At 71.5% G+C, this 24,450-nt stretch carries 21 protein-coding genes and 1 pseudogene; 10 read left to right on the top strand and 12 right to left on the bottom strand.

Features of this window, described 5'->3' with window-relative positions; genetic code table 11:
- Window positions 1-104, top strand: a pseudogene (locus AB0I22_RS09450) (metal-sulfur cluster biosynthetic enzyme); the annotation flags it as partial.
- Between the two features lie 61 nt (window positions 105-165).
- Here AB0I22_RS09450 and AB0I22_RS09445 read toward each other — a convergent pair.
- Genes AB0I22_RS09445 through AB0I22_RS09430 form a run of 4 tightly spaced genes read right to left on the bottom strand, consistent with a single transcriptional unit; the run spans window position 166 to window position 4,749 of the window.
- Window positions 166-1,164 (bottom strand): TIGR03842 family LLM class F420-dependent oxidoreductase, encoded by a 999-nt coding sequence (locus AB0I22_RS09445; RefSeq protein WP_363130086.1) that lies wholly within the window; start codon window positions 1,162-1,164, stop codon window positions 166-168.
- 14 nt (window positions 1,165-1,178) lie between these two features.
- Window positions 1,179-2,582, bottom strand: a complete 1,404-nt coding sequence (gene hydA, locus AB0I22_RS09440; RefSeq protein WP_363130085.1) for a dihydropyrimidinase — start codon at window positions 2,580-2,582, stop codon at window positions 1,179-1,181.
- Entirely contained in the window at window positions 2,579-3,910 is a 1,332-nt protein-coding gene (locus AB0I22_RS09435) for an aspartate aminotransferase family protein (protein WP_363130084.1), read from the bottom strand. The genes hydA and AB0I22_RS09435 overlap by 4 nt, the downstream gene beginning before the upstream one ends.
- Window positions 3,907-4,749, bottom strand: a complete 843-nt coding sequence (locus AB0I22_RS09430) for a nitrilase-related carbon-nitrogen hydrolase (RefSeq protein WP_363130083.1) — start codon at window positions 4,747-4,749, stop codon at window positions 3,907-3,909. The genes AB0I22_RS09435 and AB0I22_RS09430 overlap by 4 nt, the downstream gene beginning before the upstream one ends.
- Before the next feature lie 199 nt (window positions 4,750-4,948).
- Between AB0I22_RS09430 and AB0I22_RS09425 the strand changes: the two genes are divergently transcribed.
- The 3 genes from AB0I22_RS09425 to AB0I22_RS09415 are packed head-to-tail and all read left to right on the top strand — an operon-like array spanning window position 4,949 to window position 7,553.
- The gene (locus AB0I22_RS09425; protein ID WP_363130082.1) at window positions 4,949-5,482 is read left to right on the top strand and encodes a MarR family transcriptional regulator; all 534 of its coding nucleotides are present in this window, start codon (window positions 4,949-4,951) and stop codon (window positions 5,480-5,482) included.
- 5 nt (window positions 5,483-5,487) lie between these two features.
- Window positions 5,488-6,969 carry an MFS transporter gene (locus AB0I22_RS09420; RefSeq protein ID WP_363130111.1) on the top strand — a complete coding sequence of 494 codons (1,482 nt, stop codon included), beginning with the start codon at window positions 5,488-5,490 and terminating at the stop codon, window positions 6,967-6,969.
- Window positions 6,970-7,001: 32 nt separating this feature from the next.
- Entirely contained in the window at window positions 7,002-7,553 is a 552-nt protein-coding gene (locus AB0I22_RS09415; protein WP_363130081.1) for an isochorismatase family protein, read from the top strand.
- 81 nt (window positions 7,554-7,634) lie between these two features.
- Here AB0I22_RS09415 and AB0I22_RS09410 read toward each other — a convergent pair whose 3' ends face one another.
- The 5 genes from AB0I22_RS09410 to AB0I22_RS09390 form a co-directional block, all read right to left on the bottom strand.
- Window positions 7,635-9,752, bottom strand: a complete 2,118-nt coding sequence (locus AB0I22_RS09410) for a xanthine dehydrogenase family protein molybdopterin-binding subunit (protein ID WP_363130080.1) — start codon at window positions 9,750-9,752, stop codon at window positions 7,635-7,637.
- Window positions 9,749-10,774 (bottom strand): xanthine dehydrogenase family protein subunit M, encoded by a 1,026-nt coding sequence (locus AB0I22_RS09405; RefSeq protein ID WP_363130079.1) that lies wholly within the window; start codon window positions 10,772-10,774, stop codon window positions 9,749-9,751. Before AB0I22_RS09405 ends, AB0I22_RS09410 begins: the two co-directional genes overlap by 4 nt.
- Complete coding sequence (locus AB0I22_RS09400) at window positions 10,771-11,310, bottom strand: (2Fe-2S)-binding protein (RefSeq protein ID WP_363130110.1); 540 nt, start codon at window positions 11,308-11,310, stop codon at window positions 10,771-10,773. Before AB0I22_RS09400 ends, AB0I22_RS09405 begins: the two co-directional genes overlap by 4 nt.
- 107 nt (window positions 11,311-11,417) lie before the next feature.
- A complete protein-coding gene (gene ggt, locus AB0I22_RS09395) occupies window positions 11,418-13,295 on the bottom strand; it encodes a gamma-glutamyltransferase (protein ID WP_363130078.1) in 1,878 nt (625 codons plus the stop codon).
- Between the two features lie 250 nt (window positions 13,296-13,545).
- Window positions 13,546-14,769, bottom strand: a complete 1,224-nt coding sequence (locus tag AB0I22_RS09390) for a hypothetical protein (protein ID WP_363130112.1) — start codon at window positions 14,767-14,769, stop codon at window positions 13,546-13,548.
- On the opposite strand from AB0I22_RS09390, the gene AB0I22_RS09385 reads away from it, so the two are divergent.
- The gene (locus tag AB0I22_RS09385; protein ID WP_363130077.1) at window positions 14,668-16,695 is read left to right on the top strand and encodes an MFS transporter; all 2,028 of its coding nucleotides are present in this window, start codon (window positions 14,668-14,670) and stop codon (window positions 16,693-16,695) included. The two genes, AB0I22_RS09390 and AB0I22_RS09385, sit on opposite strands and share 102 nt — an antisense overlap.
- A 27-nt stretch (window positions 16,696-16,722) precedes the next feature.
- Window positions 16,723-17,640, top strand: a complete 918-nt coding sequence (locus tag AB0I22_RS09380; RefSeq protein WP_363130076.1) for a LysR substrate-binding domain-containing protein — start codon at window positions 16,723-16,725, stop codon at window positions 17,638-17,640.
- A 129-nt stretch (window positions 17,641-17,769) separates the two neighbouring features.
- On the opposite strand, the gene AB0I22_RS09375 is transcribed toward AB0I22_RS09380, so the two are convergent.
- The 3 genes from AB0I22_RS09375 to AB0I22_RS09365 all read right to left on the bottom strand — a co-directional run bounded on the left by AB0I22_RS09375 (window position 17,770) and on the right by AB0I22_RS09365 (window position 20,285).
- The gene (locus tag AB0I22_RS09375; RefSeq protein ID WP_363130109.1) at window positions 17,770-18,102 is read right to left on the bottom strand and encodes a glyoxalase superfamily protein; all 333 of its coding nucleotides are present in this window, start codon (window positions 18,100-18,102) and stop codon (window positions 17,770-17,772) included.
- A 214-nt stretch (window positions 18,103-18,316) separates the two neighbouring features.
- A complete protein-coding gene (locus tag AB0I22_RS09370) occupies window positions 18,317-19,108 on the bottom strand; it encodes an amino acid ABC transporter ATP-binding protein (RefSeq protein WP_363130075.1) in 792 nt (263 codons plus the stop codon).
- 1 nt (window position 19,109) lies between these two features.
- Window positions 19,110-20,285: a C45 family peptidase gene (locus tag AB0I22_RS09365; protein WP_363130074.1), complete on the bottom strand. Its 1,176-nt coding sequence runs from the start codon at window positions 20,283-20,285 to the stop codon at window positions 19,110-19,112.
- A 128-nt stretch (window positions 20,286-20,413) separates the two neighbouring features.
- Between AB0I22_RS09365 and AB0I22_RS09360 the strand changes: the two genes are divergently transcribed.
- The 4 genes from AB0I22_RS09360 to AB0I22_RS09345 all read left to right on the top strand — a co-directional run bounded on the left by AB0I22_RS09360 (window position 20,414) and on the right by AB0I22_RS09345 (window position 24,401).
- The gene (locus AB0I22_RS09360) at window positions 20,414-21,349 is read left to right on the top strand and encodes a MurR/RpiR family transcriptional regulator (protein WP_363130073.1); all 936 of its coding nucleotides are present in this window, start codon (window positions 20,414-20,416) and stop codon (window positions 21,347-21,349) included.
- 232 nt (window positions 21,350-21,581) lie between these two features.
- Complete coding sequence (locus AB0I22_RS09355) at window positions 21,582-22,532, top strand: glutamate ABC transporter substrate-binding protein (protein WP_363130072.1); 951 nt, start codon at window positions 21,582-21,584, stop codon at window positions 22,530-22,532.
- A gap of 10 nt (window positions 22,533-22,542) precedes the next feature.
- Window positions 22,543-23,187, top strand: coding sequence for an ABC transporter permease subunit (locus tag AB0I22_RS09350; protein WP_363130071.1), 645 nt, complete (start codon window positions 22,543-22,545; stop codon window positions 23,185-23,187).
- A 206-nt stretch (window positions 23,188-23,393) separates the two neighbouring features.
- Window positions 23,394-24,401, top strand: coding sequence for an amino acid ABC transporter permease (locus AB0I22_RS09345; protein WP_363130070.1), 1,008 nt, complete (start codon window positions 23,394-23,396; stop codon window positions 24,399-24,401).
- The last annotated feature ends 49 nt before the right edge of the window (window positions 24,402-24,450 follow it).

Here is a 24,450-nt window from a genome sequence, read left to right as displayed (position 1 = left end):
TCAACGAACTCCGCATCAACTGGGTCTGGATGCCGCCCTGGGGCCCCGACAAAATCACCGACGACGGCCGCGAACAACTCCGCGCACTCGGCTTCCATCTCTGAATCTGCGGGTGGACGGGGCGCGTCCCGTGATCGGGCCGGGCGCACGCCCCGTAGCGGCCAGTCAGCCCAGTTCGGGGATGATCCGGTCTCCGTACGCGTCGATCGTCGTCTCCTTGGCGTCGTGCATCGCGTACAGCGCGAACTGGTCGACGCCCAACTCCCGTAGGAAGCGCAGCTTCTCCTCGTGCGCTTCCACCGGTCCCAGGAGGCAGAAGCGGTCCACGATCTCGTCGGGGACGAACGCGGTGTCGGGGTTGCCGCTGCGGCCGTGGTGGGCGTAGTCGTAGCCCTCGCGGGCCTTGATGTACGCGGTCAGGGCTTCGGGCACCATGTCCGAGTGCTCGCCGTAGCGGGTCACCAGGTCGGCGACGTGGTTGCCGACCATGCCGCCGAACCAGCGGCACTGCTCACGCGCGTGCGCGAGATCGTCACCCACGTACGCGGGGGCGGCGACGCAGATCTTGACGTCGGCGGGGTCGCGGCCCGCCTCCGCCGCCGCGTCCCGTACCGCCTTGATCATCCACTCGGTGAGGTACGGGTCGGCGAGTTGGAGAATGAAGCCGTCCGCCTCGCGGCCCGCGAGCGCCAGCGCCTTCGGCCCGTACGCCGCCATCCACACCGGGAGCTTGCCGTCGCGCACCCAGGGGAAGCGCAGCGGCGTGCCGTCGACGGTTATCGCGCGGCCCTCCGCCAGCTCGCGGATGACGTGCATGGACTCGCTGAGCGTGGCGAGGTTGTTGGGCTTGCGGCCGGCGACGCGCATCGCGGAGTCGCCGCGGCCGATGCCGCAGACGGTTCGGTTGCCGAACATGTCGTTGAGCGTGGCGAAGGTGGAGGCTGTGACCTCCGGGGTGCGGGTGGAGGGGTTGGTGACCATGGGGCCGATGATGAGCCGCTCGGTGTGGTCCAGGATGCGGCTGTAGATGACGAACGGCTCCTGCCACAGCACCGCCGAGTCGAAGGTCCAGCCGTAGGTGAAGCCGCGCTCCTCCGCGTGCCGCATCAGGTCGACGACGGCGGTGGCGGGCGGGTCGGTCTGAAGGACGAGTCCGAAGTCCATGTGTCCGCAGCCTCCTAGCTCAGGTACTGACAGGTGCCGCGCGGCACGTAACGGCCGTGCCCGGCGCGCCCGGTGAACTGCCGCTGGTCGAGTACGGCCGTACCGCGCGAGAGCACGGTCTCGACCCGGCCGGTGATCCTTTTGCCCTCGTACGCCGAGTAGTCGACGTTCATGTGGTGCGTCTCGGCGGAGATCGTCTGCTCGGCGTGCGGGTCGAAGATGACGATGTCGGCGTCCGCGCCGGGCGCGATGGTGCCCTTCTTCGGGTACAGGCCGAACATCCGGGCCGGGGCGGCGCAGGCGATGTCGATCCAGCGGCGGCGGCTGATGTGCCCGTCCACGACGGCCTGGTGGAGGAGGTCCATCCGGTTCTCCACGCCCGGCATCCCGTTGGGGATCTTCGAGAAGTCGCCGCGCCCCAGGTCCTTCTGGCCCGTGAAGCAGAACGGGCAGTGGTCCGTGGAGACCACCTGGAGGTCGTCGCCGCGCAGCCCGCGCCAGAGCGACTCCTGGTGCTCGCGGGGCCGCAGCGGCGTGCTGCACACGTACTTCGCGCCCTCGAAGTCCGGCTCCGCGAGATTGTCCGTGGACAGGAAGAGGTACTGCGGACAGGTCTCCCCGAACACCGGCAGGCCCTTGTCCCGGGCGAGCGTCAGCTCGCCCACGGCTTCCTCCGCCGAGACGTGCACGATGTACAGCGGCGCCCCGGCTACGCGGGCGAGCTGGATGGCGCGGTGGGTGGCCTCGGCTTCGAGCAGGGTCTTGCGGACCTCGCCGTGGTAGCGGGGGTCGGTACGGCCCTCCGCGAGGGCCTGTTCGACGAGGACGTCGATGGCGATGCCGTTCTCGGCGTGCATCATGATCAGCCCGCCGTTGCCGGCGGAGCGCTGCATCGCGCGGAGGATCTGCCCGTCGTCGCTGTAGAAGACGCCCGGGTAGGCCATGAACAGCTTGAAGGAGGTGACACCCTCCCCCACCAGCAGGTCCATCTCCTTGAGGGTGGACTCGTTCACGTCGGAGAGGATCATGTGGAAGGCGTAGTCGACGGCGCACTGGGCGTCGGACTTGGCGTGCCAGAGGTCGAGTCCCTCGCGCAGCGCCTGGCCGCGCGTCTGGACCGCGAAGTCCACGATGGTGGTGGTGCCGCCCCAGGCGGCGGCGCGGGTCCCGGTCTCGAAGGAGTCGGCGGAGAAGGTGCCGCCGAAGGGAAAGTCCATGTGCGTATGGGCGTCGATGCCGCCGGGGATCACGTACTTGCCGGTGGCGTCGATCGTACGGTCGGCCGTCCAGCCTGCGGCGTACGCGCTGTCCGAGGCGGCGAGGGCGACGATCTTCTCGTCCTCGATCAGCACGTCGGCGCGGGTCTCCTCGGCGGCGGTGACGACCAGGCCGCCCCTGATGAGTGTGCGGGTGGTCATGGCTGTTCCTCTCCTCCGATGCCTCTTCCTCCGGTGGCGGACTGTGCCGCTCGCAGCGCGTCTTCGAGGTGCGCTGCCCCCTCTTCGGCCTCCGCGACGGACAGCGACAGCGGCGGCGCGATGCGCAGGACGTTGCCGTCGCGGCCGCCCTTGCCGACGAGCAGGCCGTTCTCCCTGGCGCGTTCGAGGGCGACGGTGGCGGCGCGGGGCGAGGGTGAGCCGTCGGCGTGGACCAGCTCCACGCCGATCATCAGGCCCCGGCCGCGTACTTCCCGTACGGCCGGGAGCCCGGCGGCGACCGCGCGCAGCCGCTCGATGAGGAGGCCGCCGACGCGGCGCGCGTTGCCCTGGAGGTCGTGTTCCAGGAGGTAGGTGAGGTTGGCGAGGCCGGCGGCCATGGTGACGGGCGAACCGCCGAAGGTGGAGATGGAGTTGGCGTCGAGGCAGTTCATGACGTCGGCGCGGGCGACGACGCCGCCGATCGACATGCCGTTGCCGATGCCCTTGGCGAAGGTGAGGAGGTCGGGCGGGCCCGACCGGCCGTGGGCCTGCCAGCCCCAGAAGTGCTCGCCGGTGCGGCCCCAGCCGGTCTGCACCTCGTCGGTGATCCACAGGATGCCGTGCGCGTCGAGGACTTCGCGGAAGGCGGCGAGGAGCCCGTCGGGCGGGTTGGTGAACCCGCCGACGCCCTGGACCGGTTCGGCGATGAGAGCCGCGACGTTGCCGTGCGTCTGGCTGAGCATGTCCTTGAGGTCCGCCACGCAGGCCGCGATGAATTCGGCGTCCGACAGGTGCGCGTACGGGCCGTCGGTGCGGACGCCGCCGTGCACGTACAGCGTCTGGAGCGGCGAGAGGCTGGTGGGCGACCAGCTGGAGTTCCCGGTGATCCCGATGGAGGCGAAGGAACGGCCGTGGTAGCTGTTGCGCAGCGCCAGGATCTGGTTGGAGCGGCGGTAGGAGGTGGCGAGCAGCAGGGCCGCGTCGTTGGCCTCGGTGCCGGAGGTGGTGAAGAAGACGCGGGCGTCCGGGATGCCGGAGAGCTGGGCGATCCGCTCCGCGAGGTCGACCATCGGACGGTCGAGGTAGAGCGTCGACGTGTGCAGGATGCGGGCGGCCTGGTCGCTGACGGCCTTGGTGACCTCGGGAAGGGCGTGGGCGGTCATGGTGGTGAGGATGCCGCCGAAGAAGTCGAGGTAGCGGTTGCCCTCGGCGTCCCAGACGTGGCGGCCCTCGCCGTGCGTGAGTTCCAGCGGCCGTTCGTAGTAGAGCGAGAGCCAGTCCGGCATGACCGCCTGGTGGCGGGCGTGCAGGGAGGCGGGGGTGCTCATGGCTGTACCAGGCCGTCGTAGGCGTCGGGCCTGCGGTCCCGGTAGAACGCCCACTGCTGGCGGACCTCGTCGATGAGGGAGAGGTCCAGGTCGCGGACGACCAGCTCCTCCTTGGTGTCGCTGGCCTTCTCGCCGACGAACCGGCCGAGGGGGTCGACGAAGTAGGAGGTGCCGTAGAAGTCGTTGTCGCCGTACTCCTCCGTGCCGACGCGGTTGATCGCGGCGACGAAGTACTCGTTGGCGACGGCGGCCGCGGGCTGTTCCAGCTGCCACAGGTAGGCGGAGAGGCCGCGCGAGGTGGCGGAGGGGTTGTAGACGATCTGCGCGCCGCCGAGGCCGAGGGCGCGCCAGCCCTCGGGGAAGTGGCGGTCGTAGCAGATGTAGACACCGACCTTGCCGACCGCGGTGTCGAAGACGGGCCAGCCGGCGTTGCCGGGGCGGAAGTAGAACTTCTCCCAGAACCCCTTGACCTGCGGGATGTGGTGCTTGCGGTACTTGCCGAGGTAGCTGCCGTCGGCGTCGATGACGGCGGCGGTGTTGTAGTAGAAGCCGGGCTGGTCCACTTCGTAGACGGGCACGACGATCACCATGCCGGTCTCGCGGGCGAGCTCCTGCATCCGGCGCACGGTCGGGCCGTCCGGCACCGGTTCGGCCCAGCGGTAGTGCTCGTTGTCCTGGACCTGGCAGAAGTACGGGGCGTTGAAGACTTCCTGGAAGCCGATCACCTGAGCGCCTTGGCCGGCCGCCGCGCGGGCGTGCTCCTCGTGCTTGGCGATCATCGAATCGGTGTCACCGGTCCAGCTCGCCTGGACGAGTGCGGCGCGGACGATTTTGGCCATGAATTGCTCCTTTGCCAGGGCGTCAACCAGGCTGAACACGCGTGGATCAAGTGGATCTACGTGTGGATGCGACCGTATGACCCGGCACGGGGTGTGGCAAGGGTTCCGCCGACCGGGCGCGGCAGGCTCCGTCGATCCCCCTCGACTAGCAAGACAGGCAAACTTGCAAGTTTGCCTGTCGAAGTCTTACGGTGACGCCATGGCCGATCAGGAAGCCGATCAGACACAGGCACGCACCGCCGCCGACCTCACGGCCGTCGTCGGCCAGCTGTCGCGGCGGCTGCGGGCGGCATCCCCGCAGGGCGAACTCACGCCCACCCAGCGCTCGGCGCTGAGCCGGATCGCGACCGACGGGGCCGCCACGACGGCGGCGCTGGCCCGCGCCGAACTGGTACGGCCGCAGTCGATGCGGCTGACGCTGGGCTACCTGGAGGAGCGGGGGCTGCTGGAGCGCACCCCGCACCCCACCGACGGCCGGCAGGTCGTCTACTCCGTCACGGGCGAGGGGCGCCGTACGCTCACATCCCTGCGGCAGTCCAAGCAGAGCTGGCTGGCCGGGGCCATCGCGGACCGGCTCACCCCCGACGAGCAGCGGACGCTGACGGAGGCGACGGAGCTTCTGAAGCGGCTGGCGGCGGAGGCTCCGGAGGGGCTTGCCGGCACTGACGTTCCGTCTGATCCGCATGCCAGTCGGCAATCTGACGCACCGTCCGATATACGAGCCCAGCAGTGAGCCGGCTGGGCGCCCGCAGCGGCGCGGCGGCGGACACACGGGCGGCGGACACGCGGGCGCCGGTCGCCTCGGGGTTCGGGCCGCGCCTGATGACGCCGCTGCTCATCGGCTCGGTGCTCAACCCCGTCAACTCCACGATGATCGCCACCGGCCTGGTGGCCATCGGCCACGACTTCGGCGTGGGCGCGTCCTCCACCGCCTGGCTCGTCGCCTCCCTCTACCTCGCCAGTGCCGTCGCCCAGCCCACCATGGGCAAGCTCGCCGACCTGCTGGGCCCGCGCCGGATCTTCGTGAGCGGGCTGCTGGTGGTCCTGGCGGCCGGCCTGACCGGCGCGCTCGCGCCCGGCTTCGGCTGGCTGATCGCCTCCCGGGTACTGCTCGGCGTCGGCACGTCCGCCGCGTATCCGGCCGCGATGTCCATGCTCCGCGCCGTGTCCCGGCGCACCGGTCAGGAGGCCCCGCGCACCGTCCTGGGCCTGCTCTCCCTCGCCGGTCTCGGGTCCATGGCGGTCGGCCCCGTGCTCGGCGGGCTGCTCGCCGCGACCACGGGCTGGCGCGGCATCTTCGCCCTGAACGTACCGCTCGCCGCGCTCGCCCTCGTCCTCGCCCTCCTCTGGCTGCCGAAGGACGACAAGGACGGCAAGGACAACAGAGACAACGAGGAGGCCGCCGGGCGGAACTCCGGTAACGACGCCGCCGCGCACGGCACCGGCGCGGCCTCGAAGGCGTCGCTCGACGGGCTCGGCATCGCGCTCTTCGGCGCGACGCTGACCGCCACGATGCTCTTCCTGATGGACCTGGACCACCCGCGGTGGCCGCTGCTGCCCGTCGTCGCGGTGCTCGCCGCCGCCCTCGCCTGGTGGCAACTGCGCCGCCCCAGCCCCTTCATAGACCTGCGGATGCTGGCGCACAACCGGGCGCTGTCGTTCACCTACCTCCGCCACGGGCTGGCCTATCTCGTCATCTACTGCGTCATGTACGGATACACGCAGTGGCTGGAGGAGGCGCACGGCTACTCCTCGTTCCACACGGGGTTGATCATCCTGCCGATGTCGCTGGCCGCCTCCGTGTGCTCGGTCCTCGGCGCCCGTACGAAGGGCATCCGGGCGCCGCTCACGCTCGCCTCCGCGCTGCTCGCGGCGGGCAGCGCCATGCTGCTCGTCGCGGACCACACCACGCCGCTCGCCGCGCTGCTCCTGGCCGGCGTCCTCTTCGGCCTCCCGCAGGGGCTGACCTCGACGGGCAACCAGGCCGCCGTCTTCGTGCAGGCCCCCGCCGACGCGGTCGGCGCGGCGGCCGGGCTCCAGCGGACCTCCCAGTACCTCGGCGCGATCACCGCAGCCAGCCTCATCGGGCTCTTCTACGGGCAGCGGGCCACCGATGCCGGGCTGCACGACATCGCCGTCGTGTCCGGCGGGCTCAGCCTGCTGCTGATCGTCCTGACCGCCGCCGACCGCGCCTTGCGCACCCGCAAGAATTCATCCTGACCTGCCGTCAATCCCACACAGGAGAACCGCACATGCCCGCCACCACTCTCGACGCGAACACCGCGCTCGTCCTCATCGACCTCCAGAAGGGCATCACCGCCCTGCCGACCTTCTCGCCCGCCGCCGACGTCGTCGCGCGCTCCGCCGAGCTGGCCGCCGCGTTCCGTGAGCGCGGGCTGCCGGTGGTCCTCGTCAACGTCACGGGCGGCGCGCCGGGCCGCACCCAGGCCGGGATGCCGGGCGGGGAACTTCCGGCGGACTGGGCCGAGTTGGTGCCCGAGCTCGATCAGCGGCCCAGCGACATCACCGTCACCAAGCAGCAGTGGGGCGCGTTCCACGGCACCGGCCTCGACCTCGAACTGCGCCGCCGCGGCGTCACGCAGATCGTGCTCGCGGGCATCGCCACCAGCATCGGCGTCGAGTCCACCGCCCGCGCCGCGCACGAGCACGGCTACCACGTGACGATCGCGACGGACGCTGTCACCGACATGGACGCCGACGCCCACCGCAACAGCGTCGAAAAGATCTTCCCCCGGCTGGGAGAGCTGGACTCGACGAAGGCCGTCATCGGCCTGCTGGGCTGACGGACGACCGTACGACCCGGACGGCCGCCACTGTGACCGTCCGGGCCGTACGAACATCAACTCACCCTGCGCGTAGAGCAATTACGAGCGCCCCTCCCCTGCCCGCATCACCTCCGCGATCCCCATCGGCACATCCCGCCGGCGGACACCCGTGGCGTGGAACACCGCGTTGGCGATCGCCGCCCCCACCCCTACCGCGCCCAGTTCGCCGATCCCCTTGGCGCCGAGCCGGCTGGCGTGCGGATCGTGGTCGTCGACGAAGAAGACGTCGAGTTCGCGGATGTCGGCGTTGACGGGGACGGCGTACCCGGCCAGGTTCTTCGACACGAAGCGGCCGAAGCGGCCGTCGAACCTCGACTTCTCCAGCAGGGCCTGGCCGATGCCCCAGGCCAGCCCGCCCGTCATCTGGCTGCGGGCGGTCAGCGGGTTGACGATACGGCCCGCCGCGTACCCGGCGGTGCAGCGCGCCACCCGCACCAGCCCCAGCTCCTCGTCCACCCGGACCTCGGCGAAGACCGCGCCGTAGGTGTGCATCGAGTACGTACGGGAGCGGCCCGCCAGGTCCGAGCCCGCTTCCGGGCCCCAGGTCGCCTCCGCCTCCAGGAAGCCGGCGGCGGCCGGCGGGCGGCCGCCGAACCCGGCCAGCTTCTCCTTCAGTTCGGTGGCGGCGGCGTGGACGGCCGAGCCGACGCCCATCGTGGCGGAGGAGCCCGCCGTCATCCACGCGGGCGGCAGTTCGGTGTCGCCGAACCGCACCTCGACCGTGTCCGGGTCGGTGCCGAGCACGTCGGAGACGATCGTGGCGATCACTCCCGGCAGGCCGGTGCCGATCTCCTGGGTCCCGCACTCCACCCGGACGCTCCCGTCGGCGTCGAGGCGCACGCGGGCCGTCGTGGCGAAGCGGAAGGTGTCCATGGTCGCGGCGGCCATGCCCCAGCCGATCAGTTCGTCGCCGTCGCGCATCGAGCGGGGCTCGGGCGTACGGTCCTGCCAGCCGAACCGCCGGCTCGCCTGCGACAGGCACGCGCGCAACTCCCGCGAGGAGAAGGCGAGTCCGGTCATGGGGTCGGTCTCCGGCTCGTTGCGCAGCCGCAGTTCGACCGGGTCGACGCCGGTCGCGTACGCCAGCTCGTCCATCGCCGACTCCAGGGCGAACATGCCGGGCCCCTGGTGCGGGGCGCGCATCGGCGTCGGCTCGGGCCGGTCGGTGTGCCGGATGCGCCGCCGGACCTCGATGGCCGGGGCGGCGTACATCCAGGTGCTCGCCTCCGTCGCGCTCTCGGCGTAGTCCGTCTCTCGGGAGGCGGCGTTGGCCGAGGTGTGCCGCAGGGCGGTGAGCCGTCCCGCGGCGTCGGCGCCGAGCGTCACCGTCTGCCGGGTGGCGGGCTGGTGCCCGCAGGAGGTGAACATCTGAGCACGCGTCAAATACAGCTTCACGGGCCGCTCGGTGACCCTGGCCGCCGCGGCGGCGAGCAGTTGGTGCGGCCAGACGTACCCCTTGCAGCCGAAGCCGCCGCCGACGAACGGGCAGATGACGCGGACCTGTTCGAAGGGGACGCCGAAGGCGGTCGCCAGGGCCAACTGCGTGATTCCGATGGACTGGACGCTGTCGTGCACGGTGAGCCGGTCGCCGTCCCAGCGGGCGTAAGTAGCCGACGGCTCCATGGGATTGTGGTGCCGATCGGCGGTGGTGTACGTGGCGGAGACCACGGTGTGCGCTGCTGCCAGCCCCGCCTCGACGTCGCCCTTCGTCTCGTCGGGCGGCGACAGGAGCGGTTCCCGCTCGACGGCGTCGGGGGCCTCGTCGAAGACCACGGCCCGCCGTACGTCCGCGTATTCGGCCCGTACGAGCCCGGCCGCGTACCGCGCCCGCTCCCAGGAGCCGGCGAGGACGATGGCGATCGGCTGGCCCTCGTAGCGGATCGCGCCCTCCTGGGAGCGCTGCATCGGGATCGGCTGGACGAGGGGGCCCGGCGGCATCTCCGGCAGGTCCTCGGCGGTCAGCACGGCGCTCACGCCGGGCGCGCGGCGGGCGGCGTCGGTGTGCAGCGCCGCGATCCGGCCGGTCGGGACGGTCGCGCCGACCAGGACGGCGTACGCGGCGCCGTCGGCCGGGGTGTCGCCGGAGTAGCGGGCGGCGCCGGTCAGCTTGGCCGGGCCGTCGGGGCGGCGCAGGCCGGTGCGGGGCAGGGCGCTCATCGGGAGCCTCCGTTCGCGCCGGGCCCGCCCCGGCGGGCCGCGTCGCGCAGGGCGCGTACGGCTGCGCGCTGGGCGAGTTGGACCTTGTAGCCGTTGCCGGGCAGGGGCCGGGCGTCGGCGAACGAGATGGCGACGGCCGCGCGCAGCGCGTCGTTGTCGGCGAGGGCGGTGCCGCGCAGGGCCTCCTCGGCGGCGGTGAGCCGCCAGGGGCGGTGGGCGACGCCGCCGAGCGCGATGCGGGCGGAGCCGATGGTGTCGTCGGCCGTGAGTTCGAGGGTCACGGCGGCCGAGACCACCGCGAACTCGTAGCTCGCCCGCTCCCGCACCTTGAGGTAGTGGGAGAGGCGGGCCGAGGGGCGGCCCGGCACTTCGACGGCGGTGATCAGTTCATCGGGTCCGAGGGCCGTGTGGTGCTGGGGCTCCGCCTCCTCGGGCGTGAGGTGGAAGGCGACCGCGGGCACCCGCCGCTCGCCGTCGGCCCCGCTGACCAGGACGGTGGCGTCGAGGGCGGCGAGCGCGACCGCGAGGTCGGAGGGGTGGGTGGCGGCGCACTCCCGCGTCCAGCCGAAAATGGCGAGCTGGGCCGTGTCGTCCGCCTGGAGCGCGGCGCAGCCCGAGCCCGATGCCCGCTTGTTGCAGGGCAGGGCGGTGTCGGCGCGGAAGTACGGGCAGCGGGTGCGCTGTTGGAGGTTGCCGCCGATCGTGGCCATGTTGCGCAGTTGAGGTGAGGCGGCGAGCAGCAGCGACTCGGCGAGGACCGGGCGTTCCCGGGCGGCCTCCGGGTGGGCGGCGAGGTCGCTCATCCGGGCCAGCGCGCCGATGCGCAGCTGCCCCGAGGGCCCGACGCCGATGCCGGTGAGCGGCAGCCCGGTGATGTCCACGAGGTGGTCCGGGGCTTCGATGCCTTCCTTGAGCCAGTTGAGCAACTCCGTTCCCCCGGCCACCAGTTGTGTTCCGGGGGTGCGCAGGGCCGTGAGCGCCGAGTCCATGTCGGGCGCCTTGACGTACGTGAACTCCTTCATGACCGGCCGCCTCCCGACTCGGAGCTTCCGGGAGCCTCGGAGCTTCCGGCGACGACAGCGCCACGGACGCCCTCGGCACTTCGGGCGGCTTCGGCGACTTCGGCGATGGCCGCGGTGATCTGCGGGTAGGCGGCGCAGCGGCAGAGGTTGCCGCTCATCCATTCGCGGATCTCGTCGGGTGAGTCGGCGTGCCCCTCCCGTACGCAGGCGATCGCGGACATCAGCTGTCCGGGCGTGCAGAAGCCGCACTGGAAGGCGTCGTGGTCGTGGAACGCCCGCTGCATGGGGTGGAGTTCACCGTCGGCGGCCAGGCCCTCGACCGTGGCCACCTCGGCGTCCTGGGCGGCGACCGCGAGCGTCATGCAGGACAGTACGCGGCGCCCGTCGAGGTGCACGGTGCAGGCGCCGCATTCGCCGCGGTCGCAGCCCTTCTTCGCGCCGGTCAGGCCGAGTTCTTCACGGAGTGTGTCCAGGAGGGTGGCCCGCACGTCGGGCGCGGGCACCTCGTATTTGTCGCCGTTGACCGTCAGATACAGCGTTGGCTGAACGCTCGTGCCCACCGGAGTCCTCCTCCACAGGGGACGGAACAAGCACCGTCCCCTGTGTATACGCTGAAGTGGGCTCCAGGGCAGGGGTTTTGACGTCAGTTACGGTCTGCCGGACGGACCACCATGGCGGACCCGCCGCCGCGCCGGACGGACTCGGCGGCAGCCAGCCAGCGGCCGTCGGGCAGCCGCTGCACGCCGGTCGTCGCACCGATCTCCGGGTTGAGCTTGAAGACGTGCCCCAGCGCTTCGAGTTGACCTCGCACCGGGCTGTTCCACAGCGCCGGTTCCAGCTCGGTCGTCGCCGCGTTGCGCTGGCTGGCGCGGGGCGCGGCGATGGCGTCGACGAGCGGCATGCCGCGGTCGAGGTGGTTGAGGAGGGTCTGGAGGACCGTGGTGATGATGGTCGCGCCGCCGGGCGAGCCGAGGGCGACGAGCGGCCGGTCATGGCGGTCGAGGACGATCGTCGGGGAGATCGAGGAGCGCGGGCGCTTGCCGGGGCCGGGGAGGTTCGGGTCGTGGACGGCCGGGTTCGCGGGGGCGAAGGAGAAGTCGGTCAGCTCGTTGTTGAGCAGGAAGCCGCGGCCCGGGACGGTGATGCCGCTGCCGCCGGTCTGCTCGATGGTCAGGGTGTAGCTGACGACGTCGCCCCACTTGTCGGCGACCGTCAGGTGGGTGGTGTTCTCGCCCTCGTACGTGGTCGGGGCGGCCTGGCCCGTCGAGGCGCACGGCTTCGGGTGGCGCGGGTCGCCGGGCGCCAGCGGGCTGGTGAGCGCCGCGTCGTCCTTGATCAGGCAGGCCCGCGAGTCGGCGAACCGCTGCGAGGTCAGCCCCTTGGTGGGCACGTCCTCCTGCGCCGGGTCGCCGACCCACCGGCCGCGGTCGGCGAAGGCGATGCGGCTGGCCTCGATGTATCGGTGCAGGTACTGCTTCTCGCTGAGCCGTGAAATGTCGGTGTTCTCAAGGATGTTGAGGGCTTCGGCGACGGAGGTGCCGCCGGAGGCGGACGGCGCCATGCCGTAGACGCCGAGCCCCCGGTAGGAGATGTGGGTGGGCGCCCGGCGCTTCGTCGCGTAGTCGCTCAGGTCGTCGCGGGTGAGGTCGCCCGGCCGCACGACGCGTGAGGACGCGGGGTCGACGGGCGGCTTGCGTACGGTACGTACGATGTCACGCGCCAACTCCCCGTCGTACAGGGCGCTTACGCCCTTCTTGCCGAGCAGTTCATAGGTACGCGCGAGATCGGGGTTCTTGAGCGTCGTCCCCACGGCGGGCGGGCGGCCGCCGGGCAGATAGAGCGCGGCGGTGGCCGGGAAGTCCTTGAAGCGGGACTCGTTGTCGGCGGTCTGCTTCTGGAAGGTCGCGTCGACGGTGAAGCCGTCGCGGGCGATGCGCTCGGCGGGCTTCAGCACCTGGCGCAGCGACCGGGTGCCCCAGGCGTCGAGGGCGGTGTCCCAGGTGGCGGGCGTGCCGGGGGTCCCGACGCTGAGGCCGCTGGTGACGGCGTCGGCGAAGGGGATGGGCTGCCCGTGCTCCAGGAAGAGGTCCTCGCCCGCGCTCAGCGGGGCGCGCTCGCGCCCGTCGACGGTGTACACCTTGCGGTGCTCGGCGTTGTAGTAGACGAAGTACCCGCCGCCGCCGACGCCCGCCGAGTAGGGCTCGGTGACGCCGAGGGCGGCGGCGGTCGCCACGGCGGCGTCCACGGCGTTGCCGCCGCGCCGGAGCACGTCGATGCCGGCGGCCGACGCGTCGGCGTCCACGCTGGAGACAGCGCCGCCGTAGCCGACGGCCACGGGCGACTTCGCGGGCGTACGGTCACCGGCGGGCGTACGGCCAGTGGGGGCGGCGGTCGTGACGGGGTGCCGGTCCGGGGCGCCGTGCGCGGCGGCGGCCGGCGCGATGCCGAGCCCGGCCACGAGGGCGGCCGTCGCGCCGAGCGCTGACAGGCGGCGGGGGGACGTCGTTCGGGGGCTGGCCATCCGTGGAACCTCCGGGCAGATGACAGAGGCCGGAGCGTAACTCGCGCATCCCCCGCCACGACAGGGCGCGTACGGCCCCGGCGTGGCGCATCCGGCCGCCGACGCGCGGGGCCGCCGACGCGCAAGGCCGCCGACGCGCGGGGCCGCCGGGAGAACGGCCGCTCCCCGCCACCACCGGCAGACCGGCCCCCGGCCCGGTCGTCCGTCCGGTCAAGACGGCGCTCCCCGCCACCGCCGACAGGCCCTGCGGCTACCGGAGCAGGTCCGTCTTCACCGAGAACACCACTCGCTCCTCCTCGCCCTCGGTGAGGCCCCAGAGCTCCTGGGTCCCATACCAGAGGGAGAGGTCCTGGGGGCGGAACGCCCAGTCCTTGCGGGACTTGATCGTCCAGTCGGCGGGGGACCCCGCGACGCCGACCGTGGCGAACCGGCGGTTGGTGAGGCTTCCCTTGGACATGTTGACGAACAGCGTGTCCCCGTCGGCCTGCACGCCCTGTACGTCGCTGATCGCGTTGGCCCCGTCCTGGGTCACGGTCGACTTCCACCCCTGCACCGCCTTCGGCTGGAGGCGGTAGTCGTCGCCGAACCGGTAGCGGTAGAGCTCCGTGCCACCGTTCGGGGAGCCCTTGGAGGTCTTGTACGTACCGCCGACGAGGGAGGCGCCGCCCGTGCTGTGGCGGTCCAGGGAGAGGAAGTGGAACGAGGCGCCGCCGGAAAGATAGCTCCGCACCTCCGGCATGACGTACTGGTAGTCGCCGCCACCGCCGTCCTTCTTGCGGTAGATCTTGCGGGTGTCGAAGACCCGGATGCCCGGCTTGTCCGCGCCCGGTCGCGTCTGGCCGTTCCACGCGCCGGTGTCGGACATGAAGAGGTACGGGCCGTACCAGGCCAGCCCGCCGGCGTGTCCGTAGATCCGCCGCTGCTTGCCCGCCCCGTCCACCCACACGGGCAGCACGAACCGGTATTTCTTGTCGTCGAGATTGGCGAATGCCAGCTTCACCGAGTTATGGCGGTAGTCCGTCGTCCCCTTGGGCGAGTTCTGCCACGTCCAGCTGATCACCGCGGCGCGGTTCTTCCCGCCGACCGGAATGCCGTCCAGCTGCGCCTCTCCGGAGGTGGCGATGCCCTGCGGCACCCAGGGCATCGACTCCACATTGCCCTTGTCGCCCTGGGCCGCGGTGTCCCAGCAGAACATCGAACCGGTCGGCAGCGCCGCTCCGGGCAGGTTCCCGGCGCGCTTCGCGCACGCGGCGTCGTTCTGGCCGGGAAGGGCGGTGCGGTCCGTACCGGTCAGCGCCCCGTCGATTCCGACGGGCGCGTATTCCGCGGCCGGCGGCGTGGTGAACTGGTCCGCCTTCTCCGTCAGCGTGTAATGAGCGCCGGACACTCCCAGGTCCTGGAGGGGCGGCCGGGGCAGCGAATCCGCTCCGGCGGGAACCGCGGCGAGGGCCGCCATCGTTATGCCGCCGACCACGGCCGTTCTGGTGGCTCTGCTCGCTCGTTTCAGCCGGGCGGGGCAAGAGAATCTCATCGATCATCCCATCGGGTTCGGCGGGCACCGCTGCCCACGGAGTGGTGGTCTGTCAGGCGGGGAAAGTGGCGGACCGGGCCGCCGTGCGGTGCCGGACGCCTGGACACCCAGGGCCCGCGGAGCGGGGAGTCACGAATGAGCCCCTCCCCAACCCCCGCGCCTTCCGCCAACTCATTCGGTTCCCGAGGAAGTTACCAGATAATTCCGGCCCTGCTCCGTGCGGCAATGCATAGGTTTCAGGCATGGGCCGATACCTGTACGGCATTCCTCCGCGGTCTGGCCCGAATTCGGCTCCTCCGCACGGCAGGAGTGAGAGCGAAAAGCTATACCGGATGCGAGTGGTTGCTCTTGGACACTCCCGCCGGGCACATGCGAAAGTCGGCACCGTCGTCACTGCGATTCCCTTCGCATGAAAGGTGTACCGTGACTTTCCTCGGTCGAGGCCTAGCGCTCTTCCTGTTGTGTGCGGCACAATTCATAGCCATCCTCGACTTCTCCATCACCACCGTCCCGCTCCCAGAGATTCAGCGGGAACTGGGTTTCAGCCCCGGGGGCCTTCAATGGGTCGTCAATGCCTATGGCGTGGCGATCGCGGGATCTCTGCTGCTGGGCGGACGGGCCGCGGACATCTTCGGCCGAAGGAGAATCTTCGTCGCCGGAACGGCCCTCTTCACAGTCGCCTCACTGGTCGGCGGCTTCGCCTCCAGTCCGCTCATGCTGATCATCACGAGGGCTCTGCAAGGGCTGGGGGCGGCGCTGTTCTCGCCGGCCGCGTTCTCCTTGCTGACGACCACGTTCCCATCGGGGAAAGAGCGGAATCGCGCGTTGGGGGCATGGGCCGCCGTGGCGGCGAGCGGGCTGGCCGCCGGAGTGATCCTCGGCGGATTCATCACGGACGTACTCGGCTGGCGGTGGGTGCTGTGGATCAACGTCCCCCTCGGCGCCCTGGTGGTGGCCCTCGCGCGCACCCTGCCGAAGGGGCTGCCCGAGTCGCGGTCGAGGCCACGTCTGGACGTGGCCGGAGCACTGCTCGTGGCGGGCGGACTCACCGCGCTGGTCTATGCCTTCGCCAACAGTGAGCATGCCGGACTGGGAGATCCGCTCACCCTCGGCCTGGGTGCGGTGGCGCTGGTCCTGCTCGCGGCCTTCGTGCGGGTCGAGTCGAAGACGACCGATCCGCTGATGTCCCTGGGCCTGTTCCGGAAGCGTTCGGTCACCGGTGCCAACGTCGTCTCCCTGCTGGCCAACACCGGGCTGGGGCCGACCTTCATCATCGTGGCACTGCACATGCAGATCGTGATCGGCTTCACGCCCCTTGAGACCGGCCTCGGGCTGCTCCCCATGGCCGGCGCCTTCCTGCTCTTCAGCGCGTGGGCCGGCCCGGCGCTGGTCGCCCGGTTCGGCGCCAAACCGGTGATCGTCGCGGGAATGACGCTGTTCGCCGTCGCTCTGGGAATCCTCGGGTTCTCGCTGTCCGCCGACGGGGCATGGGCTGCCACGGTGCTGCCGGGGGCCTCGCTCGCCGGAGCGGGATACGGGATCGCCTTCCCGGCCTGGACGGTCGCGGGAATCGAGGACGTCGAACCGGAGGACCACGGCCTGGCCGGCGGGATGCTGACCACTACGCAAGAGGTCGGGTCCGCCGTCGGGCTGGCGATCGGGCTGTCGGTGGCCGCCGGGCTGCCGGGGGCCGAAGGCTACAGTCGGGCGGTGCTGCTGGCCGGCCTCCTGACCGTCGTCGGGGTCGTGGCGGCCTTGGTGATCCTGCCGCGCCGTTCCGGGAGTTACGGGGCCGCCGGCGCCGAAGGCTCGTCGACGGGTGTACCGGGGCGCGAGTCCGAGGCGCTCAGCACGGCCGCGACGGACTGAGGGCGCGCACGAGTACGCTCCTGGCCCATGACAGTTGATCTGCGGCAGTTCCGCTACTTCATATGCGTCGCGGAGGAAGGAAACTTCACCAGGGCTTCAGCCCGCCTCAAGGTGGCGCAGCCGTCGCTGTCCCGGCAGGTCCAGCAACTGGAGCGGGAGCTCGGGTTGCGGCTGCTGATCCGGCACCCGCACGGCGTCACGCTGAGCACCGCGGGCGCCGAATTCCTGGCCGACGCGCGCGCCGCGGTGGAGGCGTTCGACAGTGCCGTCAGGGCGGCCAGGCTCGCGGGCGCGGGGAAGAGCGGCCGTCTCACGGTGGGCTTTCTGGTCGCCGCCGCCATGGAGTTCGCCCCGCTGGTGCTCAAGACGTTCGACCGGCGTTTTCCCGAAGTCGACGTCGAGGTGCGTGAGTTCGACTTCAACGACACCTCCGCGGGCCTGGCGGACGGGTCGACCGACGTCGCCTTCCTCCGCCTCCCGCACGGCGCCGCGGGCCTGGAGCATCTCGTACTCGCTCACGAGAAGCTGGTCGCCGCCATGGCGGTCGGCCACCGCCTCGCCTCGAACGACGAGGTCAGTGTCGACGACCTCCTGAACGAGCCGCTGATCGCCTCGCCCGGCGGCGGGCCGTGGCGGGACTTCTGGATGTTCAACGACCGGAGGGACGGCGCTGACGCGGTGGTCGGCGCCGAAGCGAGCTCGTTCGAGAGCGAGTTGCAGGCGGCCGCCGCCGGCCGCGGCATCAGCATCACGACCGAGCGCGCGCGCCGCTTCTACTACCGGCCGGATCTGGCATTCGTCGACATCAGTGACGCGCCGGTGTCCACCATCGCCCTGGCCTGGCGCTCGGACAGTACGTCCCCCGTCCTGGAGCGGTTCGTGTCGGTGGCCGAGGACGCCGCCGGCCACCCCGTCGAGGACGGCCACGGCCCCGGAGCCAGCTGACTCAGAAGCGGGGCGTCGCACGCGGGGGCGTCCCCGCCTCCGGGCCCGTACGCGCCGGGGCCGCCTCTCACGCCCGTACCGCACGGTCCGGCCGCGGCACGTGGTATCGGTCCCCGCGCCCGTACGCACTCAGTCCACCGGCGTGCCCACGCGCAGCCGGTTGCCGTCGGGGTCGCGGAGTTCGATTTCGCGGGCCCAGGGGGCTTCTTCCACGGGCACGCCGAACTCGGCGGCGATGGCGTCGACGTCGCGGACGCGGAGGTAGATCAGCGTGTCGGGGCGGGCGTCGCCCTTGTGCTCGGAGAGGAACAGCCGCACCTCGCCCCGGGCGACCTCGACGAACGCGGGGAGGTCCGGCTCGAAGCGGTGCTCCCATTCCCGGGTGAAGCCGAGGCGCTCGTACCAGCCGAGGACGGCGGCGGCGTTCTCGACGCGCAGGATGGGGACGACTTCCTCGACGATTTCCTCTTGGGCCCGTGGTTCCTCTTGGGACTGTCGTTCCTCTTGGGCCCGTCGTTCCTCTTGGGGCTGTCGTTCCTCTTGGGGCTGTCGTCCCTCTTGGGCCTGTTCCTCTTGAGACTCTCGCATTCCGCCATCGTCCCAGGCCCGCCCCCGTCCCAGACCCGCCGCCGCTCCCGTACCCGTCCCCGTCCCCGTACCCGTGTCGCGGAGCGCCTCAGTGCTGGAGCACCTTCGAGAGGAACCCCTTCGCCCGGTCGGTCTTCGGGTCGCCGAAGAACTCCTCCGGCGGGGCGGACTCCACGATGCGCCCGCCGTCCATGAAGACCACCCGGTCGGCGGCTCGCCGGGCGAACCCCATTTCGTGGGTGACCACGAGCATCGTCATGCCCTCGTCGGCCAGGGCGACCATGACGTCCAGGACCTCGTTGATCATCTCCGGGTCCAGGGCGGAGGTGGGCTCGTCGAAGAGCAGGGCCTTCGGCTCCATGGCCAGCGCGCGGGCGATGGCGACCCGTTGCTGCTGGCCGCCGGAGAGCTGGGCGGGGCGGGCGCCGGCCTTGTCCGCCAGGCCGACGCGCTCCAGCAGGGCGCGGGCCCGTTCCTCGGCCTCGGCGCGGGAGACGCCCCGGACCTTCACGGGACCGAGTGTGACGTTGTCCAGGACGGTCTTGTGGGCGAAGAGGTTGAAGGATTGGAAGACCATGCCGACGTCGGCGCGCAGCCGCGCCAGGGCCCGGCCCTCCTCCGGCAGCGGGGCGCCGTTCACCGCGATGGTTCCGCCCTCGATGGTCTCCAGGCGGTTGACGCACCGGCAGAGGGTGGTCTTCCCGGAGCCGGAGGGGCCGAGCAGCACGACGACCTCGCCGGCGCGTACGTCCAGGTCGATGTCGTGCAGGACCTGGTTGTCGCCGAAGAACTTCTGTACGCCGCTGACGCGGATCAGAGGTTCGGCGGCGCTGTCGGGCGGCCCGCCCGCGACCGGCTTCGTCAACTGATTGCCCGTCATATCACTGTCCTCCGGGGCCGTCGTAGACGTTCCACGGCAGCGGCAGGTAGGGCGAGGAGCACGGCAGGCCCGCGACGACGTGGTACTCGCCGGTGGTCAGGTCCACGATATTGGAGGCGATGGTGCTCGTGTGCAGCAGCGGGTCGGTCTCGGCGACGGGGTGGTTGCACACCGAGTGCGGCAGCCCGAAGTGGTCGGTGAGGCCCTCCTCGATCACCTTGCGGATCTCCGCCGACTCACTGCGGTCGCGGGCCTGGCGGAGCGCGGCCTCGATGATCGGGACCCGGTAGAGCGAGTCGACCGAGAACGGCCGGTACGTGCGCTCCAACTGCGGCGGGACGGGGGCCTGGTAGTGGTTTCCGTGGACCAGCATCCCGTCCTGGGGGTACAGCCACTGGTGGCGGCCGGGAGTGGTCTCCAGGTCGATGGCGATGCCGTCGCGGTGGGTGAGGAGGAGGTTGGTGGGGATCTGCTGGCGGGCGGTGAAGGGGACCTGGAGGGCGTCCTTGTAGTTGGCCTGGTCCAGGATGCGCCGCCGGATGAAGGGCTGCGGCACGCCGATCTCGTCGCCGAACCGGCCGCCGAGGCCGTTGGCATTGAGGGCGATGCCGGCGGAGTTCGCGCCGTGCCGGCCGATCTGCCCGGCCTCGACCACCATCACGACGGTCGGCCGGGGCGGCTGGACGATGCGGAGCGCGACGAGGGTGGGTTCGGCGCCGGTGCGCCAGTCCCAGTTCTGCCCGCACCAGACGTGGCCGTCGCCGGCGGCGGGCGGCAGCAGGGCGAAGGAGGAGCAGCCGTCGGCGTCGGGCTCCTGGCCTTCCGCCGCCGGTCCCGCGGGCTCGTCGCTCGTAGCCCCCATCCGCGCGAAGGTGCGGTCGTAGACGATCTCGCCGCGGGCGTTGAGCGCCATGAGGTCGAGCAGCCCGGTGCCCGCGCCCTCGGCCACCCCGCGCAACTCCTCCAGCAGGTCCGGGGCGAAGTCCTCCACGCAGGGCAGCCAGAGTTCGGCGCGGCGGGTGACCTCGTGCCATTCGAGCCCGGGGGTCTTGGCGAACGAGGCGCGGTAGAACGAGAGCGCCGCCTCGATCTGGGGGCGGGCGGCCTCGCCGTACTGGCGGCCGCGTTCGCGGGGCGACCCGGATATCTCGATCAGCGGGATGGGAGGTGTCTGCATGGGCTTCCCTCAGAAGTGGCGCGCTCGGCGTGTGTAGCCGTCTGTAGCATCCGCTACGAGTTGTTCCGGCTCTCGTAGCCGCTTACGGCCCGATAGTAGCGAGCACTACAGAGGAGTCAATAGCTGTCATGAAAACTACCGCCACCGGTTCGGGCGATACCCCGGCCGGCTTCCACGCCCGCGTCGCCGAGCGGCTGGCCCAGCTCTCCCCGGCGGAGCGACAGGTCGCGGAGTACCTGCGCAACCACGTGCAGGACGTGCCGTTCGCCACCGCCGAGCAGCTCGGGCAGGCCGCGGGCACCAGCGATGCCACGGTGGTGCGTACGGCCAAGGCCCTCGGCTATACGGGCCTGCCGGAGCTCAAGCGCGAACTCGGCCGGCGCTTCGTGGACAGCAGCCGGCCGTCCTCGGTGCGCCGCCGGTCCACCTCCGGCGACACCGACGCGACGCTGGACCAGATCTTCGACGAGGCGGTGGACCGGCTCCAGCAGACCCGCCGGCTGGTGGACTCGGCGGCCTTCGGGCAGGCGGTGGACCTGCTGGCGGACGCGCGCGCGGTGACCGCCTTCGGCGTCGGCGCCTCCGAACTGGCGGCCCGCCACCTCGCGCTGCGCATGGGGCGGCTGGGCATTCGGACCCGCGTCGCGGCGGCCACGGGCTTCCAGCTCGCGGACGCGCTGCTGCCGGTGTCCGCGGGCGACGTCGTGGTGGTGTACGCCCCCGGCCGGCTGCTGACCGACATCGAGGTGGTGCTGGACCACGCGACGCAGGTGGACGCGGCGAGCATCCTGGTCACCGACTCGCTCGGGCCGGTGCTCGGCGACCGGGTCGACGTCGCCCTGACCGCCCTCTACTCCGGCGGCGGCATGGCCAGCGAGGAGCTGGCCTCGATCGTCCTCAACGACGCTCTGCTGCTGGCCCTCAAGGAGCGGGGCGGCGCCCGCGCGGCCGACGCGGGCGAGACCCTGAACCGGCTGCGCACCTCGCTGACCGGCCGCGATCCCGCCGTGTACGTACCGCGCAGACAGCGGCGGGACCGGCGCGCGGACACGCTCGGCGACTGACCGGCGACGGGCGGGAACCGCGGGGGCGGACCGGCGCGGGACGGTACGCGACCCTCCGCATACCGAACCCGAACAAACTCTTGACACGGTGCGGGGCCCGACTATGGTGAAGCGCACTACAGAGCTTCATGTGTTCGTAGTTTCTACGACACAGTCTCTGGTTGCCCCCTCCGCCCGGACGCCCCCTTCCAGGGGACAGGTCTACCGTCCGCGGCCGTGAAAGGAACCGGTCATGACTCTCCGGAGACCAGCTGTGCTCGCGGCCGCCATCGCCTGCGCCGCGTCCCTCACCGCCTGCGGCTCCTCGGAGCTGCCCGACAAGCCCGGCGACGGCGCGAAGTCGGGCGACTCCCTGCTCTCGCGCACCCCCGTGGGCAAGGACCTGCCCAGCACGCCCACCCTGGAGCGCATCCGCAAGAACGGCCATCTGACGGCGGCCACCTCGGACACCGACCCCGGCTTCTCCGAGAAGAACCCGATCAGCGGCAAGTACCAGGGCTTCGAGGCGGACCTGACGGCGATGCTCGCGAAGTATCTGCTGGGCAAGCCGGAGGTCAAGCACGTCTCGATCAACGCGGACACCCGCGAGGCGCTGCTCCAGAACGGCACGGCCGACGCGGTCGTCTCCACGTACAAGATCACGCCGGAGCGGATGCACAAGGTCGCCTTCGCCGGCCCGTACATGAACCTCGGCCAGGCCGTCCTGGTCCGCAAGGGGATGAAGGGCATCGACAAGGCCGCCGACCTCGACGGCCGCAAGGTGATCACGACGGCCGGCCCGTCCGTGGAATCCCTGAAGAAGGTCGCGCCGCACGCGACGCCGGTCATCTTCCAGACCATCAGCCAGTGCCTCCAGGCCCTGCGCGACGGCCGCGGCGACGCCTTCATCAACAACCAGGCGGTCATCGTGGCCCGGGCGCAGAAGGACACCGCCCTTGAGGTGCTGCCCTTCACCTTCGGCTCCGCCTCGTACGGCATCGGGCTGCCCAAGAACGACCCGAAGTTCACCGAGATCGTCGACGACTTCCTGCGCACCGTCGAGGAGCAGGGGCTGTGGAAGCAGTCCTGGAAGGACAACGTCAGCCCGCTGACGAAGCAGCCGGTCCCCGAGCCCCCCAAGCCGGGGAACGCGGGCGGCGACCCGTCCGCCCCGGCCAAGCCCACCGCCTCCACCGGCTCCTGAGAGGACGGCCGTGAACGTCGTCGCCGACCACTTCGGGGAGATCCTGACCGGGTTCGGACGCACCGTCCTGCTCACCCTCGTCAGCTTCGCCGCCGCCCTCATCCTCGGCGGCCTGCTCGGCCTGTGCCGGGTGTCGCCGCTGGGCGTACTGCGCTCGACGGCAGCCTTCTACGTGCACACGGTGCGCAACCTGCCCCTGCTGCTGGTCGTGGTGGTGACCGTGTTCGTGCTGCCCCAGCTCGGGCTCACGCTGTCGCTGAACACCTCCGTGACCGTGGGGCTGGCCGCCTACATCGCCAGTTACGTCTGCGAGATCCTGCGCTCCGGCATGGAGACCGTGCCGGCGGGCCAGGTCGAGGCGGCCCGCGCCGTGGGCCTGACCACCTTCCAGTGCCTGCGCCTGGTCGTCCTCCCGCAGGCGCTGCGCTCGATGGTGCAGCCGCTGGGCAACATGTTCATCGCCACCGCGCTGGGCACGGCGGTGGGCTCGGTCGCGGGCGTCAACGAACTGTCCGGGGTCATCCGGCAGCTGAACGTGCAGTACGTCGAACCGCTCGCGCTGTTCGCGTCCGCGACGCTGCTCTACGTCGCGCTGACCCTGGCGGGCGGGCTGATCACCGGAAAGCTGGAGCGCCGGCTGAGGATCCACCGATGAGCGGGACGACTCCGGGCGGGACGACCCCTGGTGGGGCAACCCCCGCTGAGACGCCCCCTGGTGGGACGGCCCCGGGCGGCACGGCACGGGGTACGGGCGGGACGGCGCCTCGGAGCACAAGCGCCTCGGCGCGGGGGAGCGCGAGGAACTCGGCACAGCAGCACACCAGCGGGACGGCACGGAGCACGGAAGAGAGCACAGCAGCGATGACCCAGACCCGGCCGCGGCCCCAGCCGGCGGGCCCCGCCCCGGCCGCCGGAGAAGCCCAAGAGACCAAAGAGGCCAAAGAGGCCGTAGCGGCCGGGCGAGGCGCGCGGGAGCGGCGCTCCCCGCGCCCGGACCGGGCCGGCCGCAGGCCGCTCGGCGGCGCGGCGGGCGTGCTGTTCGAGCCGCCCGGAGCGCGCGGCCGGCGGCAGCGGCGGATCGGATCGGCCGCCGCCGCGGCCCTGATCGCGCTGTTCGCCGCCGTCGTCCTGCTCCAGCTCGGCCGGCACGGCCAGTTGGACTGGGCCCGGTGGCAGCCGCTGACCCAGGCGTCGATCCAGCAGTTCCTGTTCAGCGCGCTGGGCGACACCCTGCTGGCCGGTGTGGTGTCGATCGCCATCGGGCTGCCGCTGGGCGCGGTGATGGGCCTGCTGCGGCTCTCCCGGCGACGGTTCGTATCGCTGCCCGCGGGGGCGGTCGTGGAGCTGCTGCGCTCGCTGCCGCTGCTGTTCGTCGTGTACTTCTTCCTGCTCGGGCTGCCCTCGCTGGGGCTGCGCATGCCGCCGTTCTGGCAGCTCGTCATCCCCATCGTGCTGCACGGCATCGGCAACTTCGCCGAGATCTTCCGGGCCGGTGTGCTCGCGCTGCCGCGCGGCCAGAGCGAGGCCGGGTACGCGATCGGGCTGCGGCACGGGCAGGTCATGCGGCTCATCGTGCTGCCCCAGGCCGTACGGGCGCTGCTGCCGACCATCATCGGGCAGGCCGTGCGCGCCCTGAAGGACACCACCTTGGGTTACGTGGTCAGCTACCCCGAGCTGATGCACCAGGGCAATGTGCTGGGCTCGTTCCTGGAGAACGACTTCCTCCAGGTGTACTTCGAGGTGGCGGTCATCTTCATCGTGATGAACTGGCTGCTGTCCCGGCTGGCCGAGTGGGTGGAGACCCGGACCGGCCGCACGCCCCGGCCGAGCCGCGCCGCCAAGGCGGCACGGCGGACGGCTTCGGCCTGACCCCATAGCGCCGATCGGGGTACGGCGGCGGCCGAATGCCGCCCCCCAT

The sequence above is a fragment of the Streptomyces sp. NPDC050610 genome, from assembly GCF_040654875.1.
Taxonomy (GTDB): Bacteria; Actinomycetota; Actinomycetes; order Streptomycetales; family Streptomycetaceae; genus Streptomyces.
This window is presented reverse-complemented; position numbering and strand designations above follow the sequence as displayed.

Bases quoted from the DNA above. Each gene is read 5' to 3' on its own strand.
- AB0I22_RS09445 (WP_363130086.1), bottom strand. From the start codon at position 1,164: ATGGACTTCGGACTCGTCCTTCAGACCGACCCGCCCGCCACCGCCGTC.
- hydA (WP_363130085.1), bottom strand. From the start codon at position 2,582: ATGACCACCCGCACACTCATCAGGGGCGGCCTGGTCGTCACCGCCGCC.
- AB0I22_RS09435 (WP_363130084.1), bottom strand. From the start codon at position 3,910: ATGAGCACCCCCGCCTCCCTGCACGCCCGCCACCAGGCGGTCATGCCG.
- AB0I22_RS09430 (WP_363130083.1), bottom strand. From the start codon at position 4,749: ATGGCCAAAATCGTCCGCGCCGCACTCGTCCAGGCGAGCTGGACCGGT.
- AB0I22_RS09425 (WP_363130082.1), top strand. From the start codon at position 4,949: ATGGCCGATCAGGAAGCCGATCAGACACAGGCACGCACCGCCGCCGAC.
- AB0I22_RS09415 (WP_363130081.1), top strand. From the start codon at position 7,002: ATGCCCGCCACCACTCTCGACGCGAACACCGCGCTCGTCCTCATCGAC.
- AB0I22_RS09410 (WP_363130080.1), bottom strand. From the start codon at position 9,752: ATGAGCGCCCTGCCCCGCACCGGCCTGCGCCGCCCCGACGGCCCGGCC.
- AB0I22_RS09405 (WP_363130079.1), bottom strand. From the start codon at position 10,774: ATGAAGGAGTTCACGTACGTCAAGGCGCCCGACATGGACTCGGCGCTC.
- ggt (WP_363130078.1), bottom strand. From the start codon at position 13,295: ATGGCCAGCCCCCGAACGACGTCCCCCCGCCGCCTGTCAGCGCTCGGC.
- AB0I22_RS09385 (WP_363130077.1), top strand. From the start codon at position 14,668: ATGAGCGCCGGACACTCCCAGGTCCTGGAGGGGCGGCCGGGGCAGCGA.
- AB0I22_RS09380 (WP_363130076.1), top strand. From the start codon at position 16,723: ATGACAGTTGATCTGCGGCAGTTCCGCTACTTCATATGCGTCGCGGAG.
- AB0I22_RS09370 (WP_363130075.1), bottom strand. From the start codon at position 19,108: ATGACGGGCAATCAGTTGACGAAGCCGGTCGCGGGCGGGCCGCCCGAC.
- AB0I22_RS09365 (WP_363130074.1), bottom strand. From the start codon at position 20,285: ATGCAGACACCTCCCATCCCGCTGATCGAGATATCCGGGTCGCCCCGC.
- AB0I22_RS09360 (WP_363130073.1), top strand. From the start codon at position 20,414: ATGAAAACTACCGCCACCGGTTCGGGCGATACCCCGGCCGGCTTCCAC.
- AB0I22_RS09355 (WP_363130072.1), top strand. From the start codon at position 21,582: ATGACTCTCCGGAGACCAGCTGTGCTCGCGGCCGCCATCGCCTGCGCC.
- AB0I22_RS09345 (WP_363130070.1), top strand. From the start codon at position 23,394: ATGACCCAGACCCGGCCGCGGCCCCAGCCGGCGGGCCCCGCCCCGGCC.